The sequence below is a fragment of the Streptomyces sp. NPDC051940 genome, assembly GCF_040680895.1.
Classification (GTDB): Bacteria; Actinomycetota; Actinomycetes; order Streptomycetales; family Streptomycetaceae; genus Streptomyces.
Window position 1 is genome coordinate 1 of the sequence record NZ_JBFAXR010000014.1, and the last position, 24,986, is coordinate 24,986.

Sequence of the window (24,986 nt, forward strand, 5' to 3'; positions counted from 1 at the left end):
GGGTCCGGCGAACCACTTCTTCTACCTGCTGTCCGAGGGCAGCGGCGTGAAGACGATCAACGGCGTGACGTACGACAGCCCGACGTTCGACCAAGCCCTCACGACATGGAGAGGGTGGGCGGACAGCGAGGTCACCCCACGGGCCGGTGAGGGGGAGGCACTTGGGCACGCTCTGGAGGGATGCCGGGCCGGACTGTGCTCGGCGCTGTCCGACGGGTCGGTGCTCGGAGTACGCCTGACGGGCGGGTGCTCAGGCTCCGCCTGACGGGCCGGTGCTCGGGCTTCGCCCCACGCGTCGATGCGCGGGCTTCGCCTGACGGGCGGGTGCTCGGGCTTGGCCCTGCGCGTCGGTGCGCGGGCTCCGCCTGACGGGCCGGTGCGTGGAATCCGCCCAGATGGTCGGTGCGCGGGTGCTGTCCCTGCACTGCCGTGTGCGGGCCCACCCCCGGGGCGATGCGAGCCGCTCTCCGGTATCCCCCGGGCGCGCTTGCGCGCACGGCCCCGAAAGGCGCAGCGCAGCGGAGCCGCACCAGCTCCCCGTCAGCCGGCGCAGCGCAGCGGAGCCGGCGCAACCCCACCGGGTCACCGGACGACGCACCCCGGCGGAGCGCAAGCGGAGCCGTTCCGCTCCGCACCGGCGCAGCGCCAGCGGAGCCGACCCGCTGGGCGGCGCCATGGCGCCGTCCCCCTCCCGCTCCGCCCCGGCAAGGCCCCTTGGGGCCGCAGAATCGCTTCGATCCGCAACGACAACCGGCCATCACCCCCCGCCGCATGGCAACCGGCCACCACCCCCCGCCGCATGGCAACCGACCGACAACTCGCCGCCCAAACCACGCCAGCCGGACGCCGACAACCCGCCCTCGAGCCATGGGCGCCATCAGAGCAAAAACCCCCACCGACGCCATATAAGCGAGGCGGGCCAGCGGGCGCGCACCTCACACCCCCAGGCGCCGACGTCAGGCAAGACAACCCGTAACGGGTGGCGTGTGGGTGGGGGCAACCCCGCGCCGAAGGCGCGGGCGGCGCCGACCACCGGTAACGAACCGCCCACCCCCACCAACCCGCCCGCACTGTGGCCCCGCCCCCAGCTCCCTGCTAACTTCCGCCCATGACTCTGCAGGGAACGCTGAGGCGTACAGGGATAGTTGGGCTCTGCGCGGCAGCCCTTCTCGTCGGAGGCGGGCTGCCGGTCGCCGCCGCGGACTCCGGACCGCAAGGCAGGTTGAACGGCCTCGACTGGGAGCTGAAGGACACCGGCAGCACCGCCCGGCTCAGAGGGCTGTCGGCCGTGAGCCGGCACGTCGCCTGGGCCTCCGGCTCCGCCGGCACCGTGCTGCGTACCACCGACGGCGGGCGGACGTGGGCGAGCGTCGGACCGCCCGGCACCGAGGCGCTCCAGTTCCGCGACATCGAGGCGTTCGACGCGGACAGCGCCGTCATCCTCTCCATCGGCGAGGGGGAGGACTCCCGCGTCTACCGGACGGACGACGCCGGACAGACCTGGACGGAGACCTTCCGCAACGACCACCCCGCCGCCTTCTACGACTGCATGACGTTCTTCGACGCGAGGAACGGCCTCGCCCTCAGCGATCCCGTCGACGGGAAGTTCCGCGTGCTGTCGACGGCCGACGGCGGACGCCACTGGGAGATCCTGCCGAACGACGGGATGCCGGCCGCGCTCCCCGGCGAGTTCGCCTTCGCCGCCAGCGGCCAGTGCATCACGAGCGCCGGCCGCTCCGACGCCTGGATCGCCACCGGCGGCGGCGCCACCGCCCGCGTGCTGCACTCGGCGGACCGCGGTCGCACCTGGACGGCGGCGGAGTCGCGGATCCCGTCCGGCCCGGCCGCCGGCGTCTTCGCCCTCGCCTTCCGTGACCGCGCGCACGGCATCGCCGTCGGCGGCGACTTCCAGCCCGGTGCGCCCTCCCCGGACGCCGCCTCGCGCTCCACGGACGGCGGCGCCGACTGGACGTCCGCCGCGCAGCCGCCGCCCGCGTACCGCTCCGGGGCGACCTGGCTGCCGTACAGCACCAGCGTGGCGATCGCCGTCGGACCGACCGGCACGGACGTGACGCTCGATGCGGGCCGCACCTGGCGACCCTTCGACACCGGTTCGTACGACACCGTCGACTGCGCCTTCGACCTGGGCTGCTGGGCGTCGGGCGAGCAGGGGCGCGTCGCGCGGCTCCAGTAGCCTGCGAGGCATGTTCGTACTCGACCTCACCTACACCGCGCCGCTCGACCGGGTGGACGCCGCGCTCGACGCGCACGTCGCCTGGCTGACCGGCCTGTACGACGACGGCGTCGCCCTCGCCTCGGGCCGCAAGAACCCGCGGGAGGGCGGCGTCATCATCGCCGTCGCGAAGGACCGTGCCGAGATCGAGGCCCTGGTCGCCCAGGACCCCTTCGTCACGGCGGGCGTCGCGACGTACGGCATCACCGAGTTCCAGGCCACGAAGACGGCGCCGCAGCTGGCGGAGTTCCGGCAGCAACTGCCGGGCTAGTACGAAGCCCCGCTCCCACCCCGGAGCAGGAACCTGGCATCCTTGCCCGGTGCTTCCATCCGATCACGCAGGTGCCGTGTTCTTCGACGTCGACGGCACCCTCGTCCCCGGCGCGGGCTCGTCCGCCCATCTGGCGGGATTCCTCGGCCACCGCGACGAGCTCGCGGCCGCCGAGGACGCCTACGCCGCCGGGGCCCTGGACAACCGCGAGGTCAGCGAGCTGGACGCGGCGGGCTGGAAGGGCGTCGAGGAGGCGCAGGTGTCCGGCTGGCTCCAGGAGCTGCCCCTGGTCCCGGGCATCCCCGAGACGGTGGACTGGTGCCGGCGGCACCGACTGGTGCCGGTGCTGGCCACCCTCGCCTGGTCGCCGGTCGGCGCCCACCTGGCCGGACGGTTCGGCTTCCACGCGTACAGCGGCCCCCGGCCGGAGGTCGTGGACGGGCGGTACACGGGGCGGGTCGCGCGGCACTTCGACGAGTACGGCAAACGGGACTTCGCCCTCGCGCAGGCCCGGCAGCTGGGTCTGGCGCCGGGCTCGTGCGCCGCTGTCGGCGACAGCAGGTCCGACCTGCCCCTGTTCGCGTCCGTCGGACTGAGCGTCGCGTTCAACGCCTCGCCCGGGGCGCGGGCGGCGGCGACCGTGTCGGTGGACGACCCCGACCTGCGGAGCGTACTGCCCGCTCTACGCCGCCTGGTCGCACCCGCCACCTGACCACCGCACGACCGCACAGAGCCACTCCACCCCACCGCGCACACCCCCGAAATCCACCAGCACCCCCACCCCCCACCCTGCGACAATCCCCGCCATGCCCCAGCGCACCGAACAACTGCTCGCCTCCGTCGACCGCCTCTCCTACCCGCAGCGCATGCGCCGCCTCGCCGAGGAAGCCCGCCGCGCCCGGGACGAGGGGCACCTCGACGAGCTGCTCGAGGGCCTGAGCACCCACGGCACCCACGGACGGCGCACGGCGGCCCACATCGCCGGCGTCGCGCAGGACGACGCGTACCTCGAGGGGTGCCTGGCCGACGCCGACCACCTGGTCCGCGCGCCCGCCGTCACGGCGCTGAGGAAAGGACGCCTCGCGGACGACGCCGTGACCGCCGCGCTCGACGACGCCCCGGCCGTCGCCCGGCAGCAGATCCTGCGCGCCATAGCCGTCGGGCAACGCACCGCCCTCGCCGAGGCGCTGGTGGAGCCCCTCGCGGAGCGCTGGGGTGCGGAGGAGGCGGCCGGGCTGCTTGCCGCCTGCGTGCAGGACACCGTCGTACGGCTGCTGCCGCGCCTCTTCCGCGGGCTCGACGGATACCGGCTGCTCGCCCGCCGCCACCCGGGTCCGCTGCTCGCCGAGGTGGAGCGGCAGCTGGACCAGCTCGCCCCCGACGTCCGCGAGGGCTGGCTCGCCTCGCACGGCGACGCGCTCGCCGCCCTCGTCGAGCCCGAACCGCTCGGCGTGCTCGCCGTCTTGGAGCGGTACGAGACGCTTCCGTGGCCGGTCTACGGACAGCTCAACCGGCTCGTCGAAGCCGCCCCCGGCCGCACCGTGCGGCTGCTGCTGCGCCCCAGGCTGCGTCCCAAGCTGGGCGGCAGCGGGCTGGACGCCGCCGTGCTGCACCGCCTGGTCCGCCGCGATCCGCCCGAACTCGCCGACCTGGCCCGGGCCTGGAGCGACAACCCCACCGCCCTGGCCCGGCTCCTGGCCTGCCTGCCGCCCTCCCGCCGCGCCGCCCTGTTCGACACCGCCACCGACTCCCAGGACCTGTCCCGCGCCGCCCTGGCCCCCGTGCTGCTCGACGTACTGCCGCACGAGCGGCGGATCGTGGAGGCCCGGCGGATGGCGGCGCAGGCGCGGGAGCGCGACGCGCACTGGAGCGAGGTGCTGGCGGCCGTCACGTATCTGCCGCCGGAGGAGGCCCGCGACGAACTCCTCGCCGCCGTCCGCCGTCCGGACGCCGAGGAGCGCGCCCAGGCGTACCCGTTCCTCGTCCGCAACGCCGCCCGCTTCCGCGACCCGCAGGCGGTCGGCGGGATGCTGCGCGACCTGCTGCGGCTGCGCAACGAGCAGGAGCCGGTGCGGGCCGCCGCCCTTTCGGCCCTGGCACATGTGCACCCTTCGCTGTTCACGGAGGACGACGCCGACGTCCTCACACGGATCGCGACGGACGCCGTCGAGGCCCGCGACTCCTCCTGGGATGTCCGCAGGTCGCTCGGCGCGCTGGCGCTCGCCGTCCTGCGCGAGCACGCTGTCACGGGCCGCACCGCCCTGATCGCCTGGTCGCTGGACACCGTCACCGCCCTCTCCGGCCAGACCGGCGGTGTGAACCTGGGCCGGCTGGACACCACCCTCCGCCGCGGCCAGGAGCACGAGGTGGTGGCCGCCCTGCGCCCGTGGCTGGAGGCGGGCGCCGACAAGGTCGACCACACGCTCACCTTCGCGCTGGTACGGGCGCTCGGCCGGCGCGCGTGGCGGATGCCGGAGCTGCAGGAGTATCTGTGGCAGGCCGTCCAGTACGGCAGCGACACCACCGTCCGCACCGCGATCACCCTGTGGCTGGAACAGCCGCGGGGCCGCGACGAGAAGGTGGCCCGGATCCTGGAGCTGGAGCCGTCGGCCGCCGTCCTCCCGCCCGTGCTCGACGTCCTCGTCAAGCGGCGCACCGACCTGCTGGACCCCGTACTGGCGGACACGCCGCCCTACGGCCGCTTCCTCACCGCCCGCAGCCACTGGACGCCGCCGGTGAACGGGGCGCACCGCTGGGTGCCCCGGCAGCAGCGGGCGGCGGCCGCCCTGCTCGCCCGGACGGCGGGCAACGCCGGGCACGCGGCGCACATCCGCGCTGCGGCGATCTGGGAGGCCGCGCCGATCCCCGACGCCGGACTCGACGTCGTGCGCCGCTACCTCGCCTCGGCCAACGTCCCGCTGGCGGAGGCGGCGCTGGGCGCGCTGGTGTGGACGGACGAGCCGGCACAGACGCTGCCGCTGCTGCTGGAGCACGCCGGCGGCGACCGCGCGCGGGTGGCGGTGTACGCGGCGGCACGCGCGGCGCGTTACGCCGCCCCGTCGCGGCTGGGCGCCCGGCTGCGGGCGCTGCTCGTACCGGACGACGAACGCGGCGCGAAGGTCACCAGCCGCAAGGAGGCGGTCCGGCTGGCCGCCGCCCGGCTCCCCGCCGCCGAGGCGGCCGGGCTGCTGCGCGAGGCGTGCGAACTGCCCGGCCAGCATCCCGACGTACGCACGGCGTGCGTGGCCACCGCGCGCCTGCTGCTCCACCGCCCCGAGGCGTGGTCCGTGCTGGGGGCGGCGGCCGCCGGTACCCGCGAGATGCGCCAGGCCCTCGCCCGTACGGCCGTGTACGAGGTGGACGAGGAGCACCGGCCGCGGTACGCGGCGCTGATGCGGGCGGCGTGCACGCCGCCCGACGCGGAGACGGCGCAGGCCCTGTACCCGGCGCTGGCGCAGTGGGCGCCGTGGGACGCGGGCATCGCCGGCGTGCTCGTGGACCGGGTGACGGACCTGGACGACCGTTCGGCGTGGGACCTGGCCGCCCGGGCGCTCGTCGGCCTGTCGGCGACCGACGCGCACCCGCTCGCCGAGGCCCTGCGGACGTTGCTGACAGCCGCCGCCGACCCCGCGCAGCCCGACGCCGAGCCGGACCGCGACCTGCCCGCCAGGCAGCGCGTCGCCGCGCTGGTCTCCCGGCTCGACGCCCACGCCCGTTACCGGCGCGCGCAGCTGCGTCCGGCACAGCTGCGCGCGGCCGGCGTACTCGCCGGGTACGAGGGCTTCGAGGACGAGGTGGTGACGCTGCGGCTGCAGGCACTGGACCTTGAGGCGGACGCCCCGGCGCTGGTCTCGGAGCTGCGCGAGCTGACCGCCCGGTGCGCGGACCGGCCGCTGCTCGCCGACCGCGCCGCCTCGCGGCTCGCCGGGCTGCTGGGGGACGCGGGCCGGCCGGGGCGCACGGAGGAGCTGCTGACGGTGGCGCGTTCGCTGGCAGCCGAACCGGGCCTCCCCGAGGGCATGTTCGCGGTGACCCTCGTGGCGGTGGGAGGGGCGCGCACCCTGTGGACGGAGCCGTGGCGGACCGCGCTGCGTGCTGTACGGCGCCACCCGCACCCCGACGTCCGCGCCGCCGCGCGCGTGGTGACGACGGCGCGGGAGACGTAGGAGCCCGAAGGGGGGCTACGGCGACTCGTCCACCACCCGGAAGCTGATCCCCGCCGCGACCAGCCGCTCCCGCAGCGCCGTACCCATCGCCGCCGCGGTGGTGGTCTGGCCGGCGGTGGGCGGGAGCTTGTCGTAGACCAGGCACAGCGCCGACTCCGCGAGCATCTTCGCGGTCTCGTCGTACCCGGGGTCCCCGCCTCGCACCTCCGTGACCACCCGGCGCCCGCCGCCCTCACCGACGAAGCGCACGCTGAACCAGCTGTCCGCCCGCCGCTCGGGCGACGGCCCGGTGCCGGGTGCGAGCCGCGCCGACAGGGCGCGCCGCACGGGCGGCACCTGGGCCGCCACGAACAGCGCGCCCGCTCCCGCCGCCGCGCCGAGCACCACCGGCAGCCGTTTGACGGCGGCGTAGTGGCGGTAGCGGAAGTCGGGTCCGTAGCGGTCGAGCGCGGCCGCCGAACGGGCGACGATCTGCGGGTCGAGCGTCGCCAGCGGAACCGCCCACGCGGCGGCGTCCCCGCTGTGCCGGAGCGAGCCGAGAGGAGCGCGCACCCGGCGCCCCTTCGGCCGGGGTTCCGCCGCCCGTCGCGCGCGGGCGGCGCGCCGCATCGCGCCGAGACGGGAGAACACCGTCAGCGTCGAGGCGAACGTGCCGCCCGACGGCCGCCCGCCGGCCCGTACATAGCCGTCGACCGTCAGCGGCACGTGCTCCGGCAGCTGCTCGACGGTGAAGTGCACGCCGAGGTCGTACGGGACCGAGTCGAACCCGCAGCCGTGGATCAGCCGGGCACCGGACCGTACGGCCGCCGCGTGGTGGCCTAGCCACATCCGGTCCACGAACTCGGGCTCCCCGCACAGGTCGACGTAGTCGGTGCCCTCCTCGGCGCAGGCCGCGACGAGCGGTTCGCCGTAGGCCAGGTACGGTCCGACGGTCGTCGCGACCACGCGCGTGCGGCGGGCCACCGCCCGCAGCCCTTCGGCGTCCGAGGCGTCGGCCCGCAGCAGCGGCAGAGCGGCCAGCTCCGGGTGTGCGGCGGCGAGTTCCTCCCGCAGCCGCTCGAGCTTCTCCGGGCTGCGTCCCGCGAGCGCCCAGCGCAGTCCGGACGGCGCGTGGCGGGCCAGGTACCCGGCGGTGAGCCGGCCGGTGAAGCCGGTGGCGCCGAAGAGCACGAGATCGAGGTCGCGGCCGGGCACGGGGGAGCCGCCGTCGGCCGGCTGGGGGTCGGAGGTCATTACCCGAGAGTAGGGCCGGCCGGGTCCCGCGCACCACGCGTCCGGCCCGTTCCGCCTGGGAACGCCGGGCGGATGTGCTTACGCTGCCGGTATGGCGGAGAAGTCCGGGCCCATGGCCGTACGGGAGCAGGTGCGGGTGTTCGCCCTCGGGCTGCCCGGGGCGGGCGAGGAGTTCCCGTGGGGCGAGTCCGTCATCAAGGTCAACAAGAAGGTGTTCGTCTTCCTCGGCGTCGACGACGGCAGCTATCCGCCGAGCATCACGGTCAAGCTCAAGGACCCGCAGGTGCACGAGCACGCCCTCTCCGTCCCGGGCGCGGAGCCGTCCGGCTACGGGCTCGGGAAGGCCGGCTGGGTGACCGTCCCGCTGGACCGCAAGGGCGCCCCCGAGGCCCAGCTCCTGACGGAGTGGGTCGAGGAGAGCTACCGGACCATCGCCCCCAAGCGTCTCGTCGCCCGCCTGGGCACGGAGGACTGACCGCGCCGCGCGCGGCAGCCCACCGTGCGGGCTTCGGCCCGCCGCCGGCCGTGGCACCTCCGGTCCGTCCCGCAGCCGGCCGTGGCACCTCCGGTCCGTCCCGCAGGCCGACCAGGCAACCCCCGGCCCGCCGCCCCGATGCCGCCCGCCCGTACTCCCGGGACCGCCCCCGGAAGGGGGGCGGCCCTTGTGTCGACTGAAACGTGTTCTTATCATCACCGGTGTTACACACTTGGTGTCACACCCGACGCAGGGGGTCCCATGGCGAGCGCGGAGCAGGACCGCACCGGTCCGCTGGACGGTGTGCGGGTGGTGGAGCTCGCCGGGATCGGCCCCGGGCCGTTCGCCGCGATGCTGCTGGCCGACCTCGGCGCCGACGTCGTACGCGTGGACCGCCCCGGCGGCCCCGGGCTGGGGGTGAAGCCGGGGTACGACGTGACCAACCGCAACAAGCGCTCCGTCGTCCTCGACCTCAAGGACCCCGACGGCCGCGCGGCCGTCCTCGGCCTCGTCGAGCGCGCCGACATCCTCATCGAGGGCTACCGGCCCGGCGTGGCCGAACGCCTCGGCGTCGGCCCCGACGACTGCCGCGCCCGCAACGCCCGCCTCGTCTACGGGCGGATGACCGGCTGGGGCCAGGACGGCCCCCTGGCGCCCACCGCGGGACACGACGTCGGCTACATCGCCGTCACCGGCGCCCTCGGCATGATCGGACCCGCCGACGGCGCCCCGGCCGTCCCCGCCAACCTCCTCGGCGACTACGCCGGCGGCTCCCTCTACCTCGTCGTCGGCGTCCTCGCCGCCCTGCACCACGCCCGCGCCACCGGCGAGGGCCAGGTCGTGGACGCCGCCATCGTCGACGGCACCGCCCATCTCACCTCGATGATCCACGCCATGGTGGCCGCGGGCGGCTGGCAGGACCGCCGCGAGGCCAACCTCCTCGACGGCGGCACCCCGTTCTACGGCGTCTACGAGACGGCCGACGGACAGTACATGGCCGTCGGGGCGCTGGAGCCGCAGTTCTACGCCGAGCTCGTCCGGCTGCTGGGGATCGAGGAGAAGGCGCCGGCGCAGAAGGACTTCGCCCGCTGGGGGGAGCTGCGCGAGCTGCTCGCCGACACCTTCCGGCAGCGCACCCGCGAGGAGTGGACGCGCGTCTTCGACGGCTCCGACGCCTGCGTCGCCCCCGTGCTGTCGCTGCGCGAGGCCCCCGGCCACCCGCACCTGGCCGCCCGCGGCACGTTCACGACGTACGAGGGCATCACCCAGCCCGCCCCCGCCCCGCGCTTCTCCCACACCCCCGGCAGCCTGCGCCGGCCGCCCGCCCGGCACGGTGCGGACGCCGCCGCGGTGGCGCACGACTGGCAGGTGGACGGCCTGCACCCGACCGGAACCGACAAGGAGCACCCGTGAAACGCACGCTCTTCGCGCCCGAGCACGAGGCGTTCCGCGAGACGGTGAGGACGTTCCTGGCCAAGGAGGTCGCACCGCACTACGAGCAGTGGACCGCCGACGGCATCGTCTCCCGCGAGGCGTGGCTGGCCGCCGGCCGGCAGGGGCTGCTCGGCATCGCCGTACCGGAGGAGTACGGCGGGGGCGGCGCGCCCGACTTCCGCTACGGGGTCGTACTCGCCGAGGAGTTCACCCGGGTCGGCGCCGCCGGGCTGGCCGTCGGCCTGCACAACGACGTGATCGGCCCGTACCTCACGGGCCTGGCCACCGAGGAGCAGAAGCGGCGCTGGCTCCCCGGCTTCTGCAGCGGCGAGATCATCACCGCCATCGCCATGACGGAACCCGGGGCCGGCTCCGATCTGCAGGGCATCCGCACCACCGCCGAGGACAAGGGGGACCACTTCCTCCTCAACGGCGCCAAGACGTTCATCTCCAACGGCATCCTCGCCGATCTGGTGGTCGTCGTGGCGAAGACCACCCCGGAGGGCGGCGCCCGCGGGCTCAGCCTGCTCGTCGTGGAGCGGGGGATGGAGGGCTTCGAGCGCGGACGCAACCTCGAGAAGATCGGGCAGCACGCGCAGGACACCGCCGAGCTGTTCTTCCACGACGTGAAGGTGCCCAGGGAGAACCTCCTCGGCGAGCCGGACAGCGCCTTCCTGCACCTGGTGACCAACCTGCCGCAGGAGCGGCTCGCCATCGCCGTCGCCGGTATCGCCGCCGCCGAGCACCTCCTCGAACTCACCACGACATACGTCAAGGAGCGCGAGGCGTTCGGCCGGCCGATCTCGACGTTCCAGCACATCCGGTTCGAGATCGCCGAGATGGCCACCGAGTGCGCGGTCACCCGGACGTTCGTCGACCGCTGCATCGAGGACCACGACCGCGGCGAACTCGACGCCGTACACGCCTCCATGGCGAAGTGGTGGGCCACCGAACTGCAGAAGCGCGTCGCGGACCGGTGTCTCCAGCTGCACGGCGGCTACGGCTACATGAAGGAGTTCCCCGTGGCCCGGGCGTTCACCGACGGCCGCGTCCAGACCATCTACGGCGGCACCACCGAGATCATGAAAGAGATCATCGGCCGCTCCCTGCTCGCCTGAACGCCCACTTACGACCCGCCTGAACGCTCACTTGAGAGGCACCAGCATCGTGACCACCGAAGCGTACGTGTACGACGCGATCCGCACCCCGCGCGGCCGCGGCAAGGCCAACGGGGCCCTGCACGGCACCAAGCCGATCGACCTGGTCGTCGGACTGATCCACGAGATCCGCGCCCGCTTCCCGGAGCTGGACCCGGCCGCGGTCGACGACGTCGTGCTCGGCGTCGTCGGCCCGGTCGGCGACCAGGGCTCGGACATCGCCCGCATCGCGGCGATCGCCGCCGGGCTGCCGGACACCGTGGCCGGCGTCCAGGAGAACCGCTTCTGCGCCTCCGGCCTGGAGGCCGTCAACCTGGCCGCCGCCAAGGTCCGTTCCGGCTGGGAGGACCTGGTGCTGGCGGGCGGTGTGGAGTCGATGTCCCGGGTGCCGATGGCCTCCGACGGCGGCGCCTGGTTCGCCGACCCGATGACCAACATCGCCACCAACTTCGCCCCGCAGGGCATCGGCGCCGACCTGATCGCCACCATCGAGGGCTTCAGCCGCCGCGACGTCGACGAGTACGCCGCGCTGTCGCAGGAGCGCGCCGCCGAGGCGTGGAAGGACGGCCGCTTCGCCCGTTCCGTGGTCCCGGTGACGGACCGCAACGGGCTCGTCGTCCTCGACCACGACGAGCACATGCGCCCCGGCACCACCGCCGACTCCCTCGCGAAGCTCAAGCCCTCGTTCGCCGACATCGGCGACCTGGGCGGCTTCGACGCGGTCGCCCTGCAGAAGTACCACTGGGTGGAGCGGATCGACCACGTCCACCACGCCGGCAACTCCTCCGGCATCGTCGACGGCGCCGCCCTCGTCGCCATCGGCTCCCGCGAGGTGGGGGAGCGCTACGGCCTCACCCCGCGCGCCCGGATCGTCTCCGCCGCTGTCTCGGGCTCCGAGCCGACCATCATGCTCACCGGCCCCGCCCCGGCCACCCGCAAGGCCCTCGCCAAGGCCGGACTGACCATCGACGACATCGACCTGGTCGAGATCAACGAGGCGTTCGCCGCCGTGGTGCTGCGCTTCGCCCGCGATATGGGCCTGCCGCTCGACAAGATCAACGTCAACGGCGGCGCGATCGCCCTCGGCCACCCGCTCGGCGCCACCGGCGCCATGATCCTCGGCACCCTGGTCGACGAGCTGGAGCGCCGCGACCTGCGCTACGGCCTGGCCACCCTGTGCGTGGGCGGCGGCATGGGCATCGCCACCGTCGTCGAGCGCGTCTGATCGTCCTGACCACCCAGCCATCGGAGCGAAGAAGCAGCATGACGTACACCAACACCATCCGCTGGGAGCAGGACGACAGCGGCGTCGTGACCCTCGTCCTGGACGACCCCAACCAGTCGGCCAACACCATGAACGCCGACTTCATCGAGTCCCTGGAGGCCGCCGCGGACCGGCTGGAGGCCGAGCCGCCGCGCGGTGTCGTCTACGCCTCCGCCAAGAAGACGTTCTTCGCGGGCGGCGATCTGAAGGACATGATCAAGGCCGGACCGGACGACGCGGCCGACGTCTTCGGGACGAGCATGCGCATCAAGCGCGCCCTGCGCCGCATCGAGACCCTCGGCGTGCCCGTGGTGGCCGCGATCAACGGCGCCGCGCTCGGCGGCGGTTACGAGATCGCCCTGGCCTCCCACCACCGGATCGCCCTCGACACCCCCGGCTACAAGATCGGTCTGCCCGAGGTCACCCTCGGCCTGCTGCCCGCCGCCGGCGGCGTCACCCGCACCGTCCGGCTGATGGGCATCGCCGACGCGCTGCTCAAGGTGCTGCTGCAGGGCACGCAGTACAACCCGCGGCGGGCGCTCACCGAGGGCCTGGTGCACGAACTCGCCGCCGACCGCGGTGAATTGCTCGCCAAGGCCCGCGCCTTCATCGACGCGCACCCCGAGTCCCGGCAGCCCTGGGACGTCCCCGGCCACCGGATCCCCGGCGGCACCCCGGCGAACCCGAAGTTCGCCGCCAACCTGCCGGCCTTCCCCGCCAACCTGCGCAAGCAGACCAGCGGCGCCCCCTATCCGGCCCCGCGCAACATCCTCGCCGCGGCCGTCGAGGGCTCCCAGGTCGACTTCGAGAACGCGCAGGTCATCGAGGCCCGCTACTTCACCGAGCTGGTCACCGGCCAGACCGCGAAGAACATGATCCAGGCGTTCTTCTTCGACCTGGGCGCCGTCAACGCCGGCCGCAGCCGCCCCCAGGGCGTCGAACCGCGCAAGGTCACCAAGGTCGCCGTGCTCGGCGCCGGGATGATGGGCGCCGGCATCGCGTACTCCTGCGCCAAGGCGGGCATCGAGGTCGTCCTGAAGGACGTGTCGCAGGAGGCTGCCGACAAGGGCAAGGCGTACTCCGCCGGTCTGCTCGACAAGGCGCTGGCGAAGGGCCGTACGACGCAGGAGAAGCGCGACGCGCTGCTCGCCCGGATCACGCCGACCGCCGACCCCGCCGACCTGGCCGGCTGCGACGCCGTCATCGAGGCGGTCTTCGAGGACACCGCGCTCAAGCACAAGGTGTTCCAGGAGATCGAGGGCGTCGTCGCCCCCGACGCCCTGCTCTGCTCCAACACCTCCACCCTGCCGATCACGGGGCTCGCCGAGGGGGTGAAGCGCCGGCAGGACTTCATCGGCCTGCACTTCTTCTCACCCGTCGACAAGATGCCGCTGGTGGAGATCATCAAGGGTGCGGAGACCGGCGACGAGGCCATCGCGCGCGCCTTCGACCTGGTCCGGCAGATCGCCAAGACGCCGATCGTCGTCAACGACTCGCGCGGCTTCTTCACCTCCCGCGTCATCGGCCACTTCATCAACGAGGGCGTGGCCATGGTCGGCGAGGGCGTCGAGCCGGCCTCGGTGGAGCAGGCCGCGGCCCAGGCCGGCTACCCGGCGAAGGTCCTCTCCCTGATGGACGAGCTCACCCTCACCCTCCCGCGGAAGATCCGCAACGAGACCCGCAAGGCCGTCGAGGCGGAGGGCGGCACCTGGCAGACGCATCCGGCGGAGGCCATGATCGACCGCATGGTCGACGAGTTCGGGCGTACGGGCCGCAGCGGCGGCGCCGGCTTCTACGACTACGCCGACGGCCGGCGGACGGGTCTGTGGCCGGGGCTCCGCGAGCACTTCACCAAGCCGGGGGCAGCCGCCGTTCCCTTCCGTACTGTGCCTTTCGAAGACATGCAGGAGCGGATGCTGTTCTCCGAGGCGCTCGACACGGTGCGGCTGCTGGAGGAGGGCGTGCTGACGTCCGTCGCCGACGCCAACATCGGCTCGATCCTCGGCATCGGCTTCCCGGCGTGGACGGGCGGCGTGCTGCAGTACATCAACGGCTACGACGAGGGCGCCGGCCTGTCGGCCTTCGTGGCCCGTGCGAGGGAGCTCGCGCAGGCGTACGGGGAGCGCTTCACGCCGCCCGCGCTGCTGGTGGAGAAGGCCGAGAAGGGCGAGACGTTCACGGACGTGTGAGCGTACGGAAGGGGCCGCCCGGTCGGGGGCGGCCCCTTCGCTGTTCGGTGCGGGCGGTCAGTTGACGACCGTGATGCCGTCCGTCACGACCTTCGGCCGGCCCGAGGTGCCGACCACCTTGACGGCCAGCGTGTGCGTACCGGAGCCCGACCAGTGCGCGGCCCAGACGGCCTGGCGGTACTGCACGGACGAGGACCTGAGGTCGATCGTCGCCTTCTTCACCCCGTCGAGGTAGACGTACGCCTGGCCCGAGTCGTACGACTTCGTCGCGATCCAGGCGACCGAGCTGCCGGTGAAGGTGAACTTCAGGCTGGCGCCCGCGGTGCTCGCGGCCAGGGCCTTGCCGCCCAGGTGGTTACTGCTGTACCTGGTGGTCCAGGGCAGCCAGCGTTTGGCACTGGTCTCCGGCACGATCGACGCCGCGTGGGCCGTGGAGTCCCACGTCGTGTGGCCCACCCAGTCGACGGTCTTCATCGTCCAGGTGGTGGTGGCCCCCGGCTTCACGCCCGCGTTCCAGGAGGTGGACGACGGGCCGAAGGTGGCGGCGCTGGGGGACGTCGCGTAGGTGGCGCGTACGCCGGTGTCGTCGGCCGCCGTCCAGTACAGCTGTACGGGGACGGAGGTGGAGGTGACGGTCCCCGTACGGGCCCAGTACCACACGCCCTTGCTGAAGTACGGGTTCGTCCAGTCCGACGCATAGGTGCGGATGGTGCCCAGCTTCGCGTACAGCGAGGCGCCCGGGCAGGCCGTGGCATAGACGTTGCGGTGGCCGCTCACCCGGTAGACGGAGGCCGTCTCGCCCTTCTTGTACGTGCCGTTGTCCACGCCGGCGACCAGGGACACCTTGGTGTTGGCCTTCACGCCCGTCAGGCCGAGCTTCCAGCCCGCCACCCGGCTCACCGAGGCGACGACGTTCGACTGGACGCTGTAGTTCGAGTAGTCGCCGATCGCCGCGACACCGGCCGTGTTGGTGTTGAACCCGAGCGTGTGCGCGCCGATCACCGGCTTGCTGATGCCGCCGTAGCGGCCCTCGTAGACCTTGCCGCACTTGTCGACGAGGAAGTTGTAGCCGATGTCGTTCCAGCCGTTGGTGAGCACGTGGTAGCGGTAGATGGAGCGGATGATCGCCGGAGCCTCGGAACACGAGTAGCTGTTGGCGTTCACCGTGTGGTGCACGAACACGGCCTTGACGCTCTCGCCGTACTCCGGCGGATCGGCTCGCAGCGACTCGTCCGCGCCCCAGCCGGCCCGCGAGACGACCGACGGCTGCGGCGCCGCCGCGAGCGTCTGCGGGCCGGCCTCGGCATACGGGGAGGCCGTCGACGGCGCGGGCTCGCCGGGGGAGACCAGCTCCATCCGGGCCTTGGACGGCAGCGCGGACACCGAGCCGTCGGCGTGCACGACGCGCGCCTCGGCCGCGTCGGACGGACCCGCCCACAGCGGCTCCGTGGTCCGGCGCTCGCGGGCCCTCGGCCCCTCCTCGACCTGCTGCGGCGTGACCTCCAGCGCCCGCCACGCCGACCAGTCGCCGCTCGCCGCGTCGCGGGTGCGGACCTGTGCGGTGCCGCCGAGGCCGCCCGAGGAGGCGGGCCAGGAGATGCCGATCAGGCTGAAGTCGTCGCTGCGCTGGGTGGCCGCCGCCGACGCGGCGCCGCTGGGTGCCAGCAGACCCGTCGCGGCCAGTGCGGCCGTCAGGAGCGGCACCGCCCAGCGGCGGCCCCGCATGAGGTGCACACGCATTTCGCTCCCCCGTTCGATGGACTGTCAATCGACAGGCGGAGCATGGCAACGGGGACGCGGACTCGGCAAGGGCGCCACGCGGAACGGCTGATTCGTATACGTGTCCGGTTGTGACAGACTCGCCGCCATGTCTGTGCCGAGGAAGCCGCCGACCAAGCTCACCGCGACGGTGCTCGACGCGCCGGACCCGCACCGTCTCGCGGTCTTCTACCAGCAGTTGCTGGGCTGGGAGATCACCGCCGACGAGCCGGGCTGGGTCAAGGTGAACCCGCCCGGCGGCGGAACGGGCCTGTCCTTCAGCGAGGAACCGCTCTTCCGCCGCCCCACCTGGCCCTCGGCCGAGGGCGCGCAGCAGATGATGATGCACCTCGACGTGGAGGTGGAGGACCTGGCCGAGGCGGAGGCGTACGCACTGTCCCTCGGCGCCCAACCGGCCGCCTTCCAGCCGCAGGACGACACCCGCGTGTTCTACGACCCGGCGGGGCATCCGTTCTGCCTGTGGGTGCGGACGTAGCTACCGGGGGGCGCCGTCCTCCTCGGCAGGGGAAGCCGGCCGCGACTCCTCCTCGGCCGAGGAAGCCGGTCGCGACTCCTCCTCCGCGGGGAAGGACGCCCTCAACTCCTCCCGCATCGACCGCTGGAAGGCCGTGACCAGCGCCTGGACGACCATCGGCTGCATATGGGCGGAGAGCGACTTCATCGTCTCCACCTGCTCCGGATCCGGTCCGCCCTCCCGGTACGGCTCCCACACCTCGTCCCGGAACAGCCGGGTCAGCTCGCGCGCCGCCTCGCGGGTGTGCGTGAGCACGACCTCCCGCGCGGCGAGGACCGTCCGCAGCGCGATGGGTACGTCGAGCAGCCGCACACCCAGGTGCAGCAGCGCGGGATCGGCCTGGAAGACGTCGGGGTCGTCCGTCCGCTCCAGCACCTCCATCGCGGCCAGCCGGTCCAGGTCGTCCTCGGTCAGCGCCCGCCCGGCCCGCTGCTGCAGCTCCGCACGGGTCGTACGGCGGGCGGTGTCCGGCTGCCAGGCGGCGACCAGGGCCCGGTGCAGTGCCAGATCGTCGGCGCTGAGGCCGTCCGGCAGCTGCCGTACGTACCGCTCGATGGCGGCCAGCGTCATGCCCTGGTGCTGCAGTTCCTCGATGAGGGCGAGCCGGGACAGGTGCTCCGGTCCGTAACGCCCCACCCGCCGGGGGCCGATGACGGGCGGGGGCAGCAGACCGCGGGTGGAGTAGAAGCGGACGGTCCGGACGGTGACGCCGGCGCGCGCGGCGAGCTCGTCCACTGTCAGGCCGGCGGCCTCCACCTGCTGCGTCATGGCGTAACAGTATTACTGTCCCACCAGTAGTGTCGCCCTGAAGCCGCAGGTGTACGAGGTGGCCGAGGCGCCGGCGCGGGCGGTCAGGCCAGCTTCTTCAGCAGTTCGGCGGCGACCGGGGTGGAGGAGGCGGGGTTCTGGCCGGTGACCAGCTCGCGGTCGACGACCACCTTCGGCGCCCACGGCTCGCCCGCCTCGACCTGCACGCCGGCCTCGGTGAGCCGGTCCTGCAGCAGCCACTCGGCCCGGTCGGCGAGGCCGCCCTGGATCTCCTCGGCGTTGGTGAAGGCGGCGACCCGGTAGCCCGCGAAGGCGTTGGTGCCGTCCTCCTGCTCGGCCGCCAGCAGCGCCGCCGGGCCGTGGCAGACCACGGCGAGCGGCTTGCCGGAGGCCAGCGTGTCGACGAGGAGCCGGCCGGAGACGGCGTCCGCGGACAGGTCCTCCATCGGGCCGTGGCCGCCCGGGTAGAACACCGCCGCGTAGTCGTCGAGGTCGACGTCCTCCAGCCGGATCGGGTGCTGCAGCTCGGTCATGGCGGCCAGGCCGGCGGCGACCTTGTCCGCGCCCTCCTGGCCGCCGTTGACCGCGGCGCCGAGGCTGGCCCGGTCGACGGTGGGGACGACGCCGCCGGGCGTGGCGACGACGACCTCGTGGCCGGCGGCCCTGAACGCCTCGTACGGTGCGACGGCCTCTTCGGCCCAGAAGCCGGACGGGTGCTTGGTGCCGTCGGCGAGCGTCCAGTGGTCGGCGCCGGTCACAACAAAGAGGATCTTCGACATGGTGCTTCTTCCGGGGAGTGGGCGGATGGTCTGCTCCCGACGGTAGGGCCGCCGACCGCGGCCTTCCAATGCGGAGACCGATGTCCGGGATAGGCATTCCTATGGCTCGGCGGGAATGCATGCGAGGATTGATGGGATGACAGACCGTGATGCCGCCGACGGCCATGTCCGGGGCAGGGACATGGCTCCCCGGGGAGCCGGGCACCAGGACCTCAACCTGCTGCGCACGTTCCTGGCGGTCTACCGGTCGGGGTCGTTCACCGGCGCCGCGCAGCTGCTGGGCCTGTCCCAGCCCACGGTGACCACCCAGATGCGCGCCCTGGAGAAGCAGACCGGGCGGGAGCTGTTCGAGCGGCTGCCGCGCGGCGTCGCGCCGACCGCGGTGGCCGACGAACTGGCCGCCCGTATCGCCGCGCCGATCGACGAACTCGCGGCGGCGGCCCGTACCCGGACCGAGGCGGGGGCCGTGGCCGCCCCGGTCCATCTGGCCGGTCCCGCCGAGCTGCTCTGCACCCGTGTGCTGCCCGCTCTGGCGCTGCTGGTCGCGGAGGGGGTGCGGCTGCGGGTCGTGGCGGGCCTGACCGCGCCGCTGCTCGACGAGCTGCGGGTGGGCCGGCACGACCTGGTGATCGCCACGTCCCGGCCCCGGGTACGGACGCTGACCGCACTTCCGCTGACGGACGAGGAGTTCGTCCTGGTCGCCGCCCCCGGCTGGGCCGGTCGTGTGACGGACCGGCTGGCCGCCGAGGGCCCCGCCGCGCTGCGCGCGGTGCCGCTGGTGGCGTACGCCGAGGAGTTGCCCATCGTGCGCCGCTACTGGCGCCACGTCTTCGGCAGGCGACTGGCCCGGACGGCCGCCGTCACCGTGCCGGACCTGCGTGGCGTCAGGGCGGCGGTGGCGGCCGGCGCGGGCTTCAGTGTCCTGCCCCGGTACCTCTGCCTGGAGGAGCTGGCGTCCGGCGCCCTGGTGCCGCTCCTCGAACCGGACGACCCGCCGATCAACACCGGCTATCTGGTCCAGCGGCCGGGCGTACCCGACAACCCGGACGTGATCCGCGTCCGCGACCACCTGCTGGGCGCGGGCCGCGGCTGGTGATCCCGCGCCCAAGTGCTGGTCCGTTCCGGGGAGATCGCGGCCGGCGCGGTGAGTTTTCCCGACGGGGCGGGTCTTACCAGGCATGACACTTCACGCGCCCATGCCGCCCGCCGTCGTGACCCTGCCCGAACGCCCCTACGTCGCCCTGCGCCGCACCTGCACCCTGCAGTCCATGGACGTCATCGCCGACCGCATCCCCGAGGTGCGGGCGTGGCTGGCCGAGCGGGGGATCGAGCCGGCCGGGCCGCCGTTCCTGCGGTTCGAGGTGATCGAGATGGAGAAGCAGCTGGTCGTGGAGGCCGGCTGGCCGGTGGCCGAGCCGGTGCCGGGCGACGGCACCCGGGACGGTGTGCGCGCCGGTGTCCTGCCCTCCGGGCGCTACGTCTCCCTCGTCCACCACGGGCATCCCGACCAGCTGGTCCCCGTGATCGGGGCGCTCCTGGTCTGGGCCCGCGAGCGCGGGCTCCGGTGGGACGTGGAGCGTACGCCGGAGGGTGACCGGTGGGGCTGCCGGCTGGAGAGCTACCGCACGGACCCGCGGGAGCAGCCGGACCCCGCCCAGTGGGAGACGGAACTCCAGTTCCGCCTCGCGGGCTGATCCGGCTGGCTCCGTGTAGGAGCCGCCTTGCTCCTACGAGGGGCCGCGCACCTGGCTCGGCGTCGCGTTGTCAGTGCCCCGCGCTAGCGTTGCGTGCCATGGGGGAGATCACGTATGTACGAGGCGACGCGACGGCTCCGCAGGCCAAGGGGGTCAAGCTGATCGCCCACGTCTGCAACGACCTGGGCGGCTGGGGCAAGGGCTTCGTGCTGGCGGTGTCGCACCGCTGGCCGGAGCCCGAGTCCGCCTACCGCCGGTGGCACCGCGGGCGCGCCGGCAACGACTTCGGGCTGGGGGCGGTGCAGTTCGTGCCGGTCGGACGGTGGCTCTGGGTGGCCAACATGGTCGGCCAGCGCGGTATACGCACCGGGAGCAAGGGAGTTCCCGTCCGGTACGAGGCCATCGACACCGCTCTCGGTACGCTGGGGGACAAGGCGCTGGAGCTGGGAGCCTCCGTCCATATGCCGCGGATCGGGTGCGGGTTGGCCGGAGGGAAGTGGGAGCGGATCGAGCCGCTGGTCGAGCACCGGCTGGTGGGCCGGGGCGTGGCGGTGACGGTCTACGACCACGACGGCTGAGGGAGGACGCGGATGCAATTGCTGCTCGCCGATGTCTGGATCGGCCCGGAGAAGCTCGGTCCGCTGCGGATCGACGTCGCCGCGGCCGTCCTGGGCCTGGTCGCCTTCGCCTGTGTGTCGCTCGTGCTCGCGAAGGTGCTGCTGCCCCGGATCAACGCCGTACTGCAGGCGCGGTACGAGGCGACCGAGGGCCGGCTGGAGCAGGCCGAGGCGCTGCAGGCGGAGGCCGACGCGGTCCGCGCCGACTATCTGGCCCGGCTCGCCGATGCCCGGCACGACGCCAACCGGATACGGCAGGCCGCCGCCGAGGAGGGCATGGCGGACCTCCTCCGCGACCGGGAGGAAGGGCGGCGCACCGCCGATGATCTCGTGGCCCGGGGGCGCGAGGAGCTGGCCCGCAGCCGCGCGCGGGCCGAGGAGGAACTGCGGCCGTACGTACGGGAACTCGCGGTGGAGATAGCCGAACGGGTCCTCGGCGAGCCCCTGGACCCGGGTCGCGGGCGGGGGTGACCCGGCCGCCCGCGACCGCCGCGCTCACTCCCCGGTGACGCCGTCCACGTTCTCCCGGAGCAGGTCCGCGTGGCCGACATGGCGGGCGTACTCCTCGATCATGACGAGGATGATGTAGCGCAGAGTCGGGGACTCGCCGCGGCTGTTGGTGAAGTTGCCGAGCTGGTCCAGCCCGCCTGTCTCCAGGGCCTTCGCGATCGTGGCGTCGGACCTGGCGACGGAGTCCTCCCAGAGCTGGAAGAGCTCCTTGGCCGAGTCGTCGGCCGCGGTCTCCCACTCCCAGTCGGGACGGGCGTCCCAGTCGACCTCGCTCCACGGCGGACCGGCCTCGGTGCCGAGCAGCCACTCGGCGAGCGTGGTGTCCTCGACGCAGGCCAGATGCTTGAGCAGTCCGCCCAGCGTCATGGAGGAGGGCCCGACCTTCTTGCGCAGCCCCGCCGCGTCCACATCGCGGCACTTCCAGGCCAGGGTGGCCCGCTGGAAGTCGAGGAACCCCAGCAGCGTGGCGGTCTCGTCGGCTGCGACGGGCGGCTTCGGCCTGCCCTGTTCATCTATGAATGGCATAGGCGGTGAGTGTAGGCGGCTCCGGAATTCCAAGATACCTGTACGCGGCGTATCACGCTGCGCTACCTTCTCCCCACGCCTCACGCTCCAACGCCCTCGGAGACACGCCCAGGTGAGCACCCCAGCACGACAGCGCCTGCCGAGACTCGCCCTGGTCCTGGCCGCGGCGACGCTGCTGCTGAGCATCACCGGCAGCGCCCCCGCCAACCCCCGGATCCCGCCGCGCACGGGCTTCGAGTCACGCCACGGCGCCTCGTGGACCACCCAGCCCGAGGAGCTCAGCTTCCTCACCGCCGTACGGCAGCGCAGCAGCCGCGTCAGCGTCGACACCATCGGCACGACCCGTCAGGGGCGGCCGCTGCGCCTGGTGCGGATCGGCGAGGCGCGGGCCAACGTGCTGCTGCTCATCTGCTCCCAGCACGGCGACGAACCCGCGGGCCGCGAGGCGTGCTTGACCACCATCCGCGATCTCGCGTTCGGCCGCGACGCGGCCACCAGACGGCTCCTCGCCACCACCACCGTGCTGGTCCTGCCCACCGCCAACCCCGACGGCCTGGCGCTGGAGCGGCGTACGAACTCCGAGAACGCGGACATCAACCGCGACCACCTCGTGCTGCGCACGGCGGAGGCGCGGGCCATCGCCGGGGTGATCCGGGACCACCACCCCGACCTCGTCTACGACCTGCACGAGTACCACGCCAACGAGCCGGTCTACGGCAAGGACGTACTGAGCCTGTGGCCCCGCCACGCGGGCGTCGTCGCGGACCTGCACGACGCCTCGGAGTCGCTGGCCACGGACTACATACGCCCCGCGGCCGAGCGGGCCGGCTTCTCGACCGGCGTCTACGGCATCTGGACCGACCCGGACACGGGCGAGCCGCTCCGGCAGGTGGCCGGCGACGGGCAGGAGCGCATCCTGCGCAACACGGCCGGGCTGAAGCACGCGGCGGCCGTGCTCGTCGAGACGCGCATCAACCCGGCCGGAAGGGTCCGCCAGGGCGCGGTGGTCAACAACCGCAGGGTCGCCACCCAGTTGGCCGCCCTGCGCGGTGCCCTCGCCTTCGAGGCGGCCGAGGGCGCCACGATGAGTGCCGCCAGCGCCGCCGCCTGGGAGGGCGACGGAGGTACCGGGCCGCTCTATCTGGGCGGTGCCGACAACGATCCGCCGCGCCGGGGCGCGACGCTCACCGAGCCGCTGTGCGGCTACCGGCTGGACGCCGAGCAGTTCGCCGAGGTCCGGGAGAGGCTGGCGCTGCACGGCATACGGGTGCGGCCGGCGAAGGACGACGGCGCGTTCGTACCGCTGCGCCAGCCGCTGCGCGCGCTGGTGCCCCTGCTGCTCGACAAACGGGCCGCGTTCCACCTGACCGAAGCCGCGCCGCTGCGCACCTGTTCCTGAGCGGCGGTCCGAGCACCGCGCGCACCTGCGACTGAGGGCCCGCCTCAGTCGCCCACCAGCTCCGCCACCTCGTCCGCGCACCCCCAGGCCACGGTGACGCCGGCGCCGCCGTGGCCGTAGTTGTGCACGATCCGCCGGCCGTCCGGCGCGGGCTCCACCTCCAGCCGCACCGACGGACGCGCCGGGCGCAGTCCCACCTTGTGCGCCAGCACCTCGGCGTGCGCGACCTCCGGGACGTAGCGGGCGCAGCGCTCGACGACGGCGGCGGCGACGGCCGGGTCCGGGGCGAGGTCCCAGGAGTCCTCCTCGGCCGTACCGCCGAGGACGAGGCCGTACGGCTGCGGCAGCAGGTACGTCGTGTCCGCCTCCGCCCACTTGGCGGCGACGTACCACTCCTCGACCCCCGGGTTCTCCACGACGACCAGCTGCCCGCGCACCGGCCGGACGGTCGTGTCGCCGACGAGGCGGCGGGCGCCCAGACCCGAGCAGTTGACGACGACCGGCGCGTCCGCCTCCATCAGCGAACCCGCCTCGCGCCGCTCGATCCGGCCGCCCGCGGCCTCGAGCCGCCGGGACAGATACGTGAGATGGGCGGGTACGTCGACCAGCGGCACCGTGGCCCGCAGGCCGTGCTCGTCCGCACCCCGGAGCTCGTCCGTACGGGCCTCGCGCAGCCCGTCGACCTCACGCGCCCACGGACCCACGTCCGCGAAGCCCGTGCCCGCCTCCGTCCCGGTGACCAGGCGGACCCCCGTCTCGTCCGGCCGCGCGGCCAGATCCCGGAAGACCTCCAGACCGCGCAGCGACCACGCCGACACCCGGTCCGCCGGTTCGATCCGGTACGGCCACCACAGTCCGCCGGCCACCGCGGAGGTCGTGGCGCCGAGCGGGTCCCGGGTCCACACGGACACCTGGTGGCCGGCCTCGACCAGCCGTACGGCGGAGGTCAGGCCCGTCACGCCGCTTCCGATCACGATCACATCAGCCATGCGGCCGAGTCTGGTTCATGGCCCGGACGGATCGGTAAGGTGGTGGCATGACTCACAACCTGGAGGCCCGGCCTCACACGCGATGAGCGGCAACCGGAGCGGATCGGGAATCCGCACCCGAAGCCCCCGCGAACTCCGCCGGATTCGCCGTCCCCGCGCCCACTCCTGCTGGGACCATCTCTATGCCGCACCCCTGTGGCCGCTGCACGGCGCCAACCTCGGCACCCTCCTGCGCACCTGCGACGCCGTGGGCGCCTGTCTGACCGTGCCGCGCTTCCCCTGGGTCCCGGAGGCCGTGGCCCGCGGCAACACGCTGCGCCGCCGGCCGTGCGTGCACTGGACCGGCGACCCTCTCGGCTGGCTGGAGAAGCAGCGCGAACGCGGCACGCACATCCTCGGCGTGGAACTCGCGGAAGAGGCCACCCGCCTGGCGGACCTCACTCCGGCCCGCTCCCCGACGGTGATCGTCCTCGGCCACGAACAGCACGGCATTCCGCCGGAGGCGCTGGACCTGCTCGACGAGGTGGTGGAGATACCGATGGTCGGCACGGGGGCCAGCCTCAATGTGGCGGTGGCGGGCTCACTGGTGCTCTACAAGTCGGCCGGGCTGCTGTGACCGGCCGGTGCCGGTCGCTACGGTGACCGGCACCGCGCCGGTGCTGCTGACTCGTTGCGGAGGAGGCGAGGGTCGAACTCGCACGGGTGTTACCCCCAACGGTTTTCGGGACCGCGGCCGGCGCCGGCTGTCGGCTGGCTCCTCCGGGGGACTTGCGCGGAGAGTGCGCGGATCGAACGCGCGCGGGCTGTCACACCCGACTACGGCTTAGCAAGCCGCTGCCTTACCACTCGGCCAACTCTCCAGGGCCACAGGGCCGCAGGGCCTCTGGGCTTCAGGCGCGTGACGAGCGCCCTGAACGGGACGGCTGACTGCTCATCGCGGGCGCTCCCTTCCCGAGTGGTGCCGCGTCGGTGATCCCACTGTGGCCGGTC

General features: G+C 73.5%; 23 protein-coding genes and 2 tRNA genes. 17 read left to right on the plus strand and 8 right to left on the minus strand.

The genetic code is table 11. From position 1 onward, the window contains the following. The 5 genes from AB0M28_RS08660 to AB0M28_RS08680 all read left to right on the plus strand — a co-directional run. A partial coding sequence (locus tag AB0M28_RS08660; protein WP_365399917.1) for a hypothetical protein occupies positions 1-265 on the plus strand: 265 nt, incomplete at its 5' end. A gap of 843 nt (positions 266-1,108) precedes the next feature. Further along, positions 1,109-2,194, plus strand: a complete 1,086-nt coding sequence (locus tag AB0M28_RS08665) for an oxidoreductase (RefSeq protein WP_365399920.1) — start codon at positions 1,109-1,111, stop codon at positions 2,192-2,194. Positions 2,195-2,204: 10 nt separating this feature from the next. Further along, positions 2,205-2,504 (plus strand): YciI family protein, encoded by a 300-nt coding sequence (locus tag AB0M28_RS08670; protein WP_365399923.1) that lies wholly within the window; start codon positions 2,205-2,207, stop codon positions 2,502-2,504. A gap of 49 nt (positions 2,505-2,553) precedes the next feature. Beyond that, a complete protein-coding gene (locus AB0M28_RS08675) occupies positions 2,554-3,216 on the plus strand; it encodes an HAD-IB family phosphatase (protein WP_365399926.1) in 663 nt (220 codons plus the stop codon). Positions 3,217-3,310: 94 nt separating this feature from the next. Further along, a complete protein-coding gene (locus tag AB0M28_RS08680; protein WP_365399929.1) occupies positions 3,311-6,670 on the plus strand; it encodes a hypothetical protein in 3,360 nt (1,119 codons plus the stop codon). Positions 6,671-6,685: 15 nt separating this feature from the next. On the opposite strand, the gene AB0M28_RS08685 is transcribed toward AB0M28_RS08680, so the two are convergent. Further along, complete coding sequence (locus tag AB0M28_RS08685) at positions 6,686-7,903, minus strand: saccharopine dehydrogenase NADP-binding domain-containing protein (protein ID WP_365399931.1); 1,218 nt, start codon at positions 7,901-7,903, stop codon at positions 6,686-6,688. A gap of 91 nt (positions 7,904-7,994) precedes the next feature. Between AB0M28_RS08685 and AB0M28_RS08690 the strand changes: the two genes are divergently transcribed. The 5 genes from AB0M28_RS08690 to AB0M28_RS08710 all read left to right on the plus strand — a co-directional run bounded on the left by AB0M28_RS08690 (position 7,995) and on the right by AB0M28_RS08710 (position 14,422). Further along, positions 7,995-8,378, plus strand: coding sequence for an MmcQ/YjbR family DNA-binding protein (locus AB0M28_RS08690; RefSeq protein WP_365399934.1), 384 nt, complete (start codon positions 7,995-7,997; stop codon positions 8,376-8,378). 261 nt (positions 8,379-8,639) lie between these two features. After that, entirely contained in the window at positions 8,640-9,791 is a 1,152-nt protein-coding gene (locus AB0M28_RS08695) for a CaiB/BaiF CoA-transferase family protein (protein WP_365399937.1), read from the plus strand. After that, positions 9,788-10,930 carry an acyl-CoA dehydrogenase family protein gene (locus AB0M28_RS08700; RefSeq protein WP_365399940.1) on the plus strand — a complete coding sequence of 381 codons (1,143 nt, stop codon included), beginning with the start codon at positions 9,788-9,790 and terminating at the stop codon, positions 10,928-10,930. The genes AB0M28_RS08695 and AB0M28_RS08700 overlap by 4 nt, the downstream gene beginning before the upstream one ends. Positions 10,931-10,979: 49 nt before the next feature. Continuing rightward, a complete protein-coding gene (locus AB0M28_RS08705; RefSeq protein ID WP_365399943.1) occupies positions 10,980-12,194 on the plus strand; it encodes an acetyl-CoA C-acetyltransferase in 1,215 nt (404 codons plus the stop codon). Positions 12,195-12,232: 38 nt separating this feature from the next. Beyond that, a complete protein-coding gene (locus AB0M28_RS08710) occupies positions 12,233-14,422 on the plus strand; it encodes a 3-hydroxyacyl-CoA dehydrogenase NAD-binding domain-containing protein (RefSeq protein ID WP_365399946.1) in 2,190 nt (729 codons plus the stop codon). 57 nt (positions 14,423-14,479) lie between these two features. On the opposite strand, the gene AB0M28_RS08715 is transcribed toward AB0M28_RS08710, so the two are convergent. Next, complete coding sequence (locus AB0M28_RS08715) at positions 14,480-16,162, minus strand: N-acetylmuramoyl-L-alanine amidase (RefSeq protein ID WP_365399949.1); 1,683 nt, start codon at positions 16,160-16,162, stop codon at positions 14,480-14,482. A gap of 127 nt (positions 16,163-16,289) precedes the next feature. Here AB0M28_RS08715 and AB0M28_RS08720 point away from each other — a divergent pair, with 127 nt between their 5' ends. Further along, positions 16,290-16,676, plus strand: a complete 387-nt coding sequence (locus tag AB0M28_RS08720) for a VOC family protein (protein WP_365399952.1) — start codon at positions 16,290-16,292, stop codon at positions 16,674-16,676. On the opposite strand, the gene AB0M28_RS08725 is transcribed toward AB0M28_RS08720, so the two are convergent. Beyond that, positions 16,677-17,483, minus strand: a complete 807-nt coding sequence (locus AB0M28_RS08725) for a MerR family transcriptional regulator (RefSeq protein ID WP_365399954.1) — start codon at positions 17,481-17,483, stop codon at positions 16,677-16,679. 83 nt (positions 17,484-17,566) lie between these two features. Further along, a complete protein-coding gene (locus AB0M28_RS08730; protein WP_365399957.1) occupies positions 17,567-18,262 on the minus strand; it encodes a type 1 glutamine amidotransferase domain-containing protein in 696 nt (231 codons plus the stop codon). A gap of 181 nt (positions 18,263-18,443) precedes the next feature. Here AB0M28_RS08730 and AB0M28_RS08735 point away from each other — a divergent pair, with 181 nt between their 5' ends. From AB0M28_RS08735 to AB0M28_RS08750, 4 genes are all read left to right on the plus strand, one after another. After that, positions 18,444-19,358, plus strand: coding sequence for a LysR family transcriptional regulator (locus AB0M28_RS08735; protein ID WP_365400152.1), 915 nt, complete (start codon positions 18,444-18,446; stop codon positions 19,356-19,358). A 100-nt stretch (positions 19,359-19,458) separates the two neighbouring features. Further along, positions 19,459-19,956, plus strand: a complete 498-nt coding sequence (locus AB0M28_RS08740) for a GyrI-like domain-containing protein (RefSeq protein ID WP_365399960.1) — start codon at positions 19,459-19,461, stop codon at positions 19,954-19,956. Positions 19,957-20,054: 98 nt separating this feature from the next. Next, positions 20,055-20,534, plus strand: a complete 480-nt coding sequence (locus AB0M28_RS08745; protein WP_365399963.1) for a macro domain-containing protein — start codon at positions 20,055-20,057, stop codon at positions 20,532-20,534. Positions 20,535-20,546: 12 nt separating this feature from the next. Continuing rightward, positions 20,547-21,044 (plus strand): hypothetical protein, encoded by a 498-nt coding sequence (locus AB0M28_RS08750; RefSeq protein ID WP_365399966.1) that lies wholly within the window; start codon positions 20,547-20,549, stop codon positions 21,042-21,044. A gap of 24 nt (positions 21,045-21,068) precedes the next feature. Here AB0M28_RS08750 and AB0M28_RS08755 read toward each other — a convergent pair whose 3' ends face one another. Continuing rightward, on the minus strand, positions 21,069-21,608 hold the full coding sequence (locus tag AB0M28_RS08755; protein ID WP_365399969.1) for a DinB family protein: 540 nt from the start codon (positions 21,606-21,608) through the stop codon (positions 21,069-21,071). A 112-nt stretch (positions 21,609-21,720) separates the two neighbouring features. On the opposite strand from AB0M28_RS08755, the gene AB0M28_RS08760 reads away from it, so the two are divergent. Beyond that, positions 21,721-23,007 carry a DUF2817 domain-containing protein gene (locus AB0M28_RS08760; RefSeq protein ID WP_365399972.1) on the plus strand — a complete coding sequence of 429 codons (1,287 nt, stop codon included), beginning with the start codon at positions 21,721-21,723 and terminating at the stop codon, positions 23,005-23,007. A 44-nt stretch (positions 23,008-23,051) separates the two neighbouring features. Here AB0M28_RS08760 and AB0M28_RS08765 read toward each other — a convergent pair whose 3' ends face one another. After that, positions 23,052-23,996 carry an FAD-dependent oxidoreductase gene (locus AB0M28_RS08765; RefSeq protein ID WP_365399975.1) on the minus strand — a complete coding sequence of 315 codons (945 nt, stop codon included), beginning with the start codon at positions 23,994-23,996 and terminating at the stop codon, positions 23,052-23,054. Between the two features lie 82 nt (positions 23,997-24,078). Here AB0M28_RS08765 and AB0M28_RS08770 point away from each other — a divergent pair, with 82 nt between their 5' ends. Then, positions 24,079-24,612 (plus strand): TrmH family RNA methyltransferase, encoded by a 534-nt coding sequence (locus tag AB0M28_RS08770; RefSeq protein ID WP_365399978.1) that lies wholly within the window; start codon positions 24,079-24,081, stop codon positions 24,610-24,612. Between the two features lie 57 nt (positions 24,613-24,669). Here the strand turns inward: AB0M28_RS08770 and AB0M28_RS08775 are convergent. Continuing rightward, positions 24,670-24,757, minus strand: a tRNA-Ser gene (locus AB0M28_RS08775). 12 nt (positions 24,758-24,769) lie between these two features. Next, a tRNA-Ser gene (locus AB0M28_RS08780) sits at positions 24,770-24,856 on the minus strand. Between the last annotated feature and the right edge of the window lie 130 nt (positions 24,857-24,986).

Excerpts from the sequence above, each read along its gene's own strand:
- AB0M28_RS08665 (WP_365399920.1), top strand. The coding sequence starts at position 1,109 with ATGACTCTGCAGGGAACGCTGAGGCGTACAGGGATAGTTGGGCTCTGC.
- AB0M28_RS08670 (WP_365399923.1), top strand. The coding sequence starts at position 2,205 with ATGTTCGTACTCGACCTCACCTACACCGCGCCGCTCGACCGGGTGGAC.
- AB0M28_RS08680 (WP_365399929.1), top strand. The coding sequence starts at position 3,311 with ATGCCCCAGCGCACCGAACAACTGCTCGCCTCCGTCGACCGCCTCTCC.
- AB0M28_RS08685 (WP_365399931.1), bottom strand. The coding sequence starts at position 7,903 with ATGACCTCCGACCCCCAGCCGGCCGACGGCGGCTCCCCCGTGCCCGGC.
- AB0M28_RS08690 (WP_365399934.1), top strand. The coding sequence starts at position 7,995 with ATGGCGGAGAAGTCCGGGCCCATGGCCGTACGGGAGCAGGTGCGGGTG.
- AB0M28_RS08695 (WP_365399937.1), top strand. The coding sequence starts at position 8,640 with ATGGCGAGCGCGGAGCAGGACCGCACCGGTCCGCTGGACGGTGTGCGG.
- AB0M28_RS08710 (WP_365399946.1), top strand. The coding sequence starts at position 12,233 with ATGACGTACACCAACACCATCCGCTGGGAGCAGGACGACAGCGGCGTC.
- AB0M28_RS08715 (WP_365399949.1), bottom strand. The coding sequence starts at position 16,162 with ATGCGTGTGCACCTCATGCGGGGCCGCCGCTGGGCGGTGCCGCTCCTG.
- AB0M28_RS08720 (WP_365399952.1), top strand. The coding sequence starts at position 16,290 with ATGTCTGTGCCGAGGAAGCCGCCGACCAAGCTCACCGCGACGGTGCTC.
- AB0M28_RS08725 (WP_365399954.1), bottom strand. The coding sequence starts at position 17,483 with ATGACGCAGCAGGTGGAGGCCGCCGGCCTGACAGTGGACGAGCTCGCC.
- AB0M28_RS08730 (WP_365399957.1), bottom strand. The coding sequence starts at position 18,262 with ATGTCGAAGATCCTCTTTGTTGTGACCGGCGCCGACCACTGGACGCTC.
- AB0M28_RS08735 (WP_365400152.1), top strand. The coding sequence starts at position 18,444 with ATGGCTCCCCGGGGAGCCGGGCACCAGGACCTCAACCTGCTGCGCACG.
- AB0M28_RS08740 (WP_365399960.1), top strand. The coding sequence starts at position 19,459 with ATGCCGCCCGCCGTCGTGACCCTGCCCGAACGCCCCTACGTCGCCCTG.
- AB0M28_RS08745 (WP_365399963.1), top strand. The coding sequence starts at position 20,055 with ATGGGGGAGATCACGTATGTACGAGGCGACGCGACGGCTCCGCAGGCC.
- AB0M28_RS08750 (WP_365399966.1), top strand. The coding sequence starts at position 20,547 with ATGCAATTGCTGCTCGCCGATGTCTGGATCGGCCCGGAGAAGCTCGGT.
- AB0M28_RS08755 (WP_365399969.1), bottom strand. The coding sequence starts at position 21,608 with ATGCCATTCATAGATGAACAGGGCAGGCCGAAGCCGCCCGTCGCAGCC.
- AB0M28_RS08765 (WP_365399975.1), bottom strand. The coding sequence starts at position 23,996 with ATGGCTGATGTGATCGTGATCGGAAGCGGCGTGACGGGCCTGACCTCC.
- AB0M28_RS08770 (WP_365399978.1), top strand. The coding sequence starts at position 24,079 with ATGAGCGGCAACCGGAGCGGATCGGGAATCCGCACCCGAAGCCCCCGC.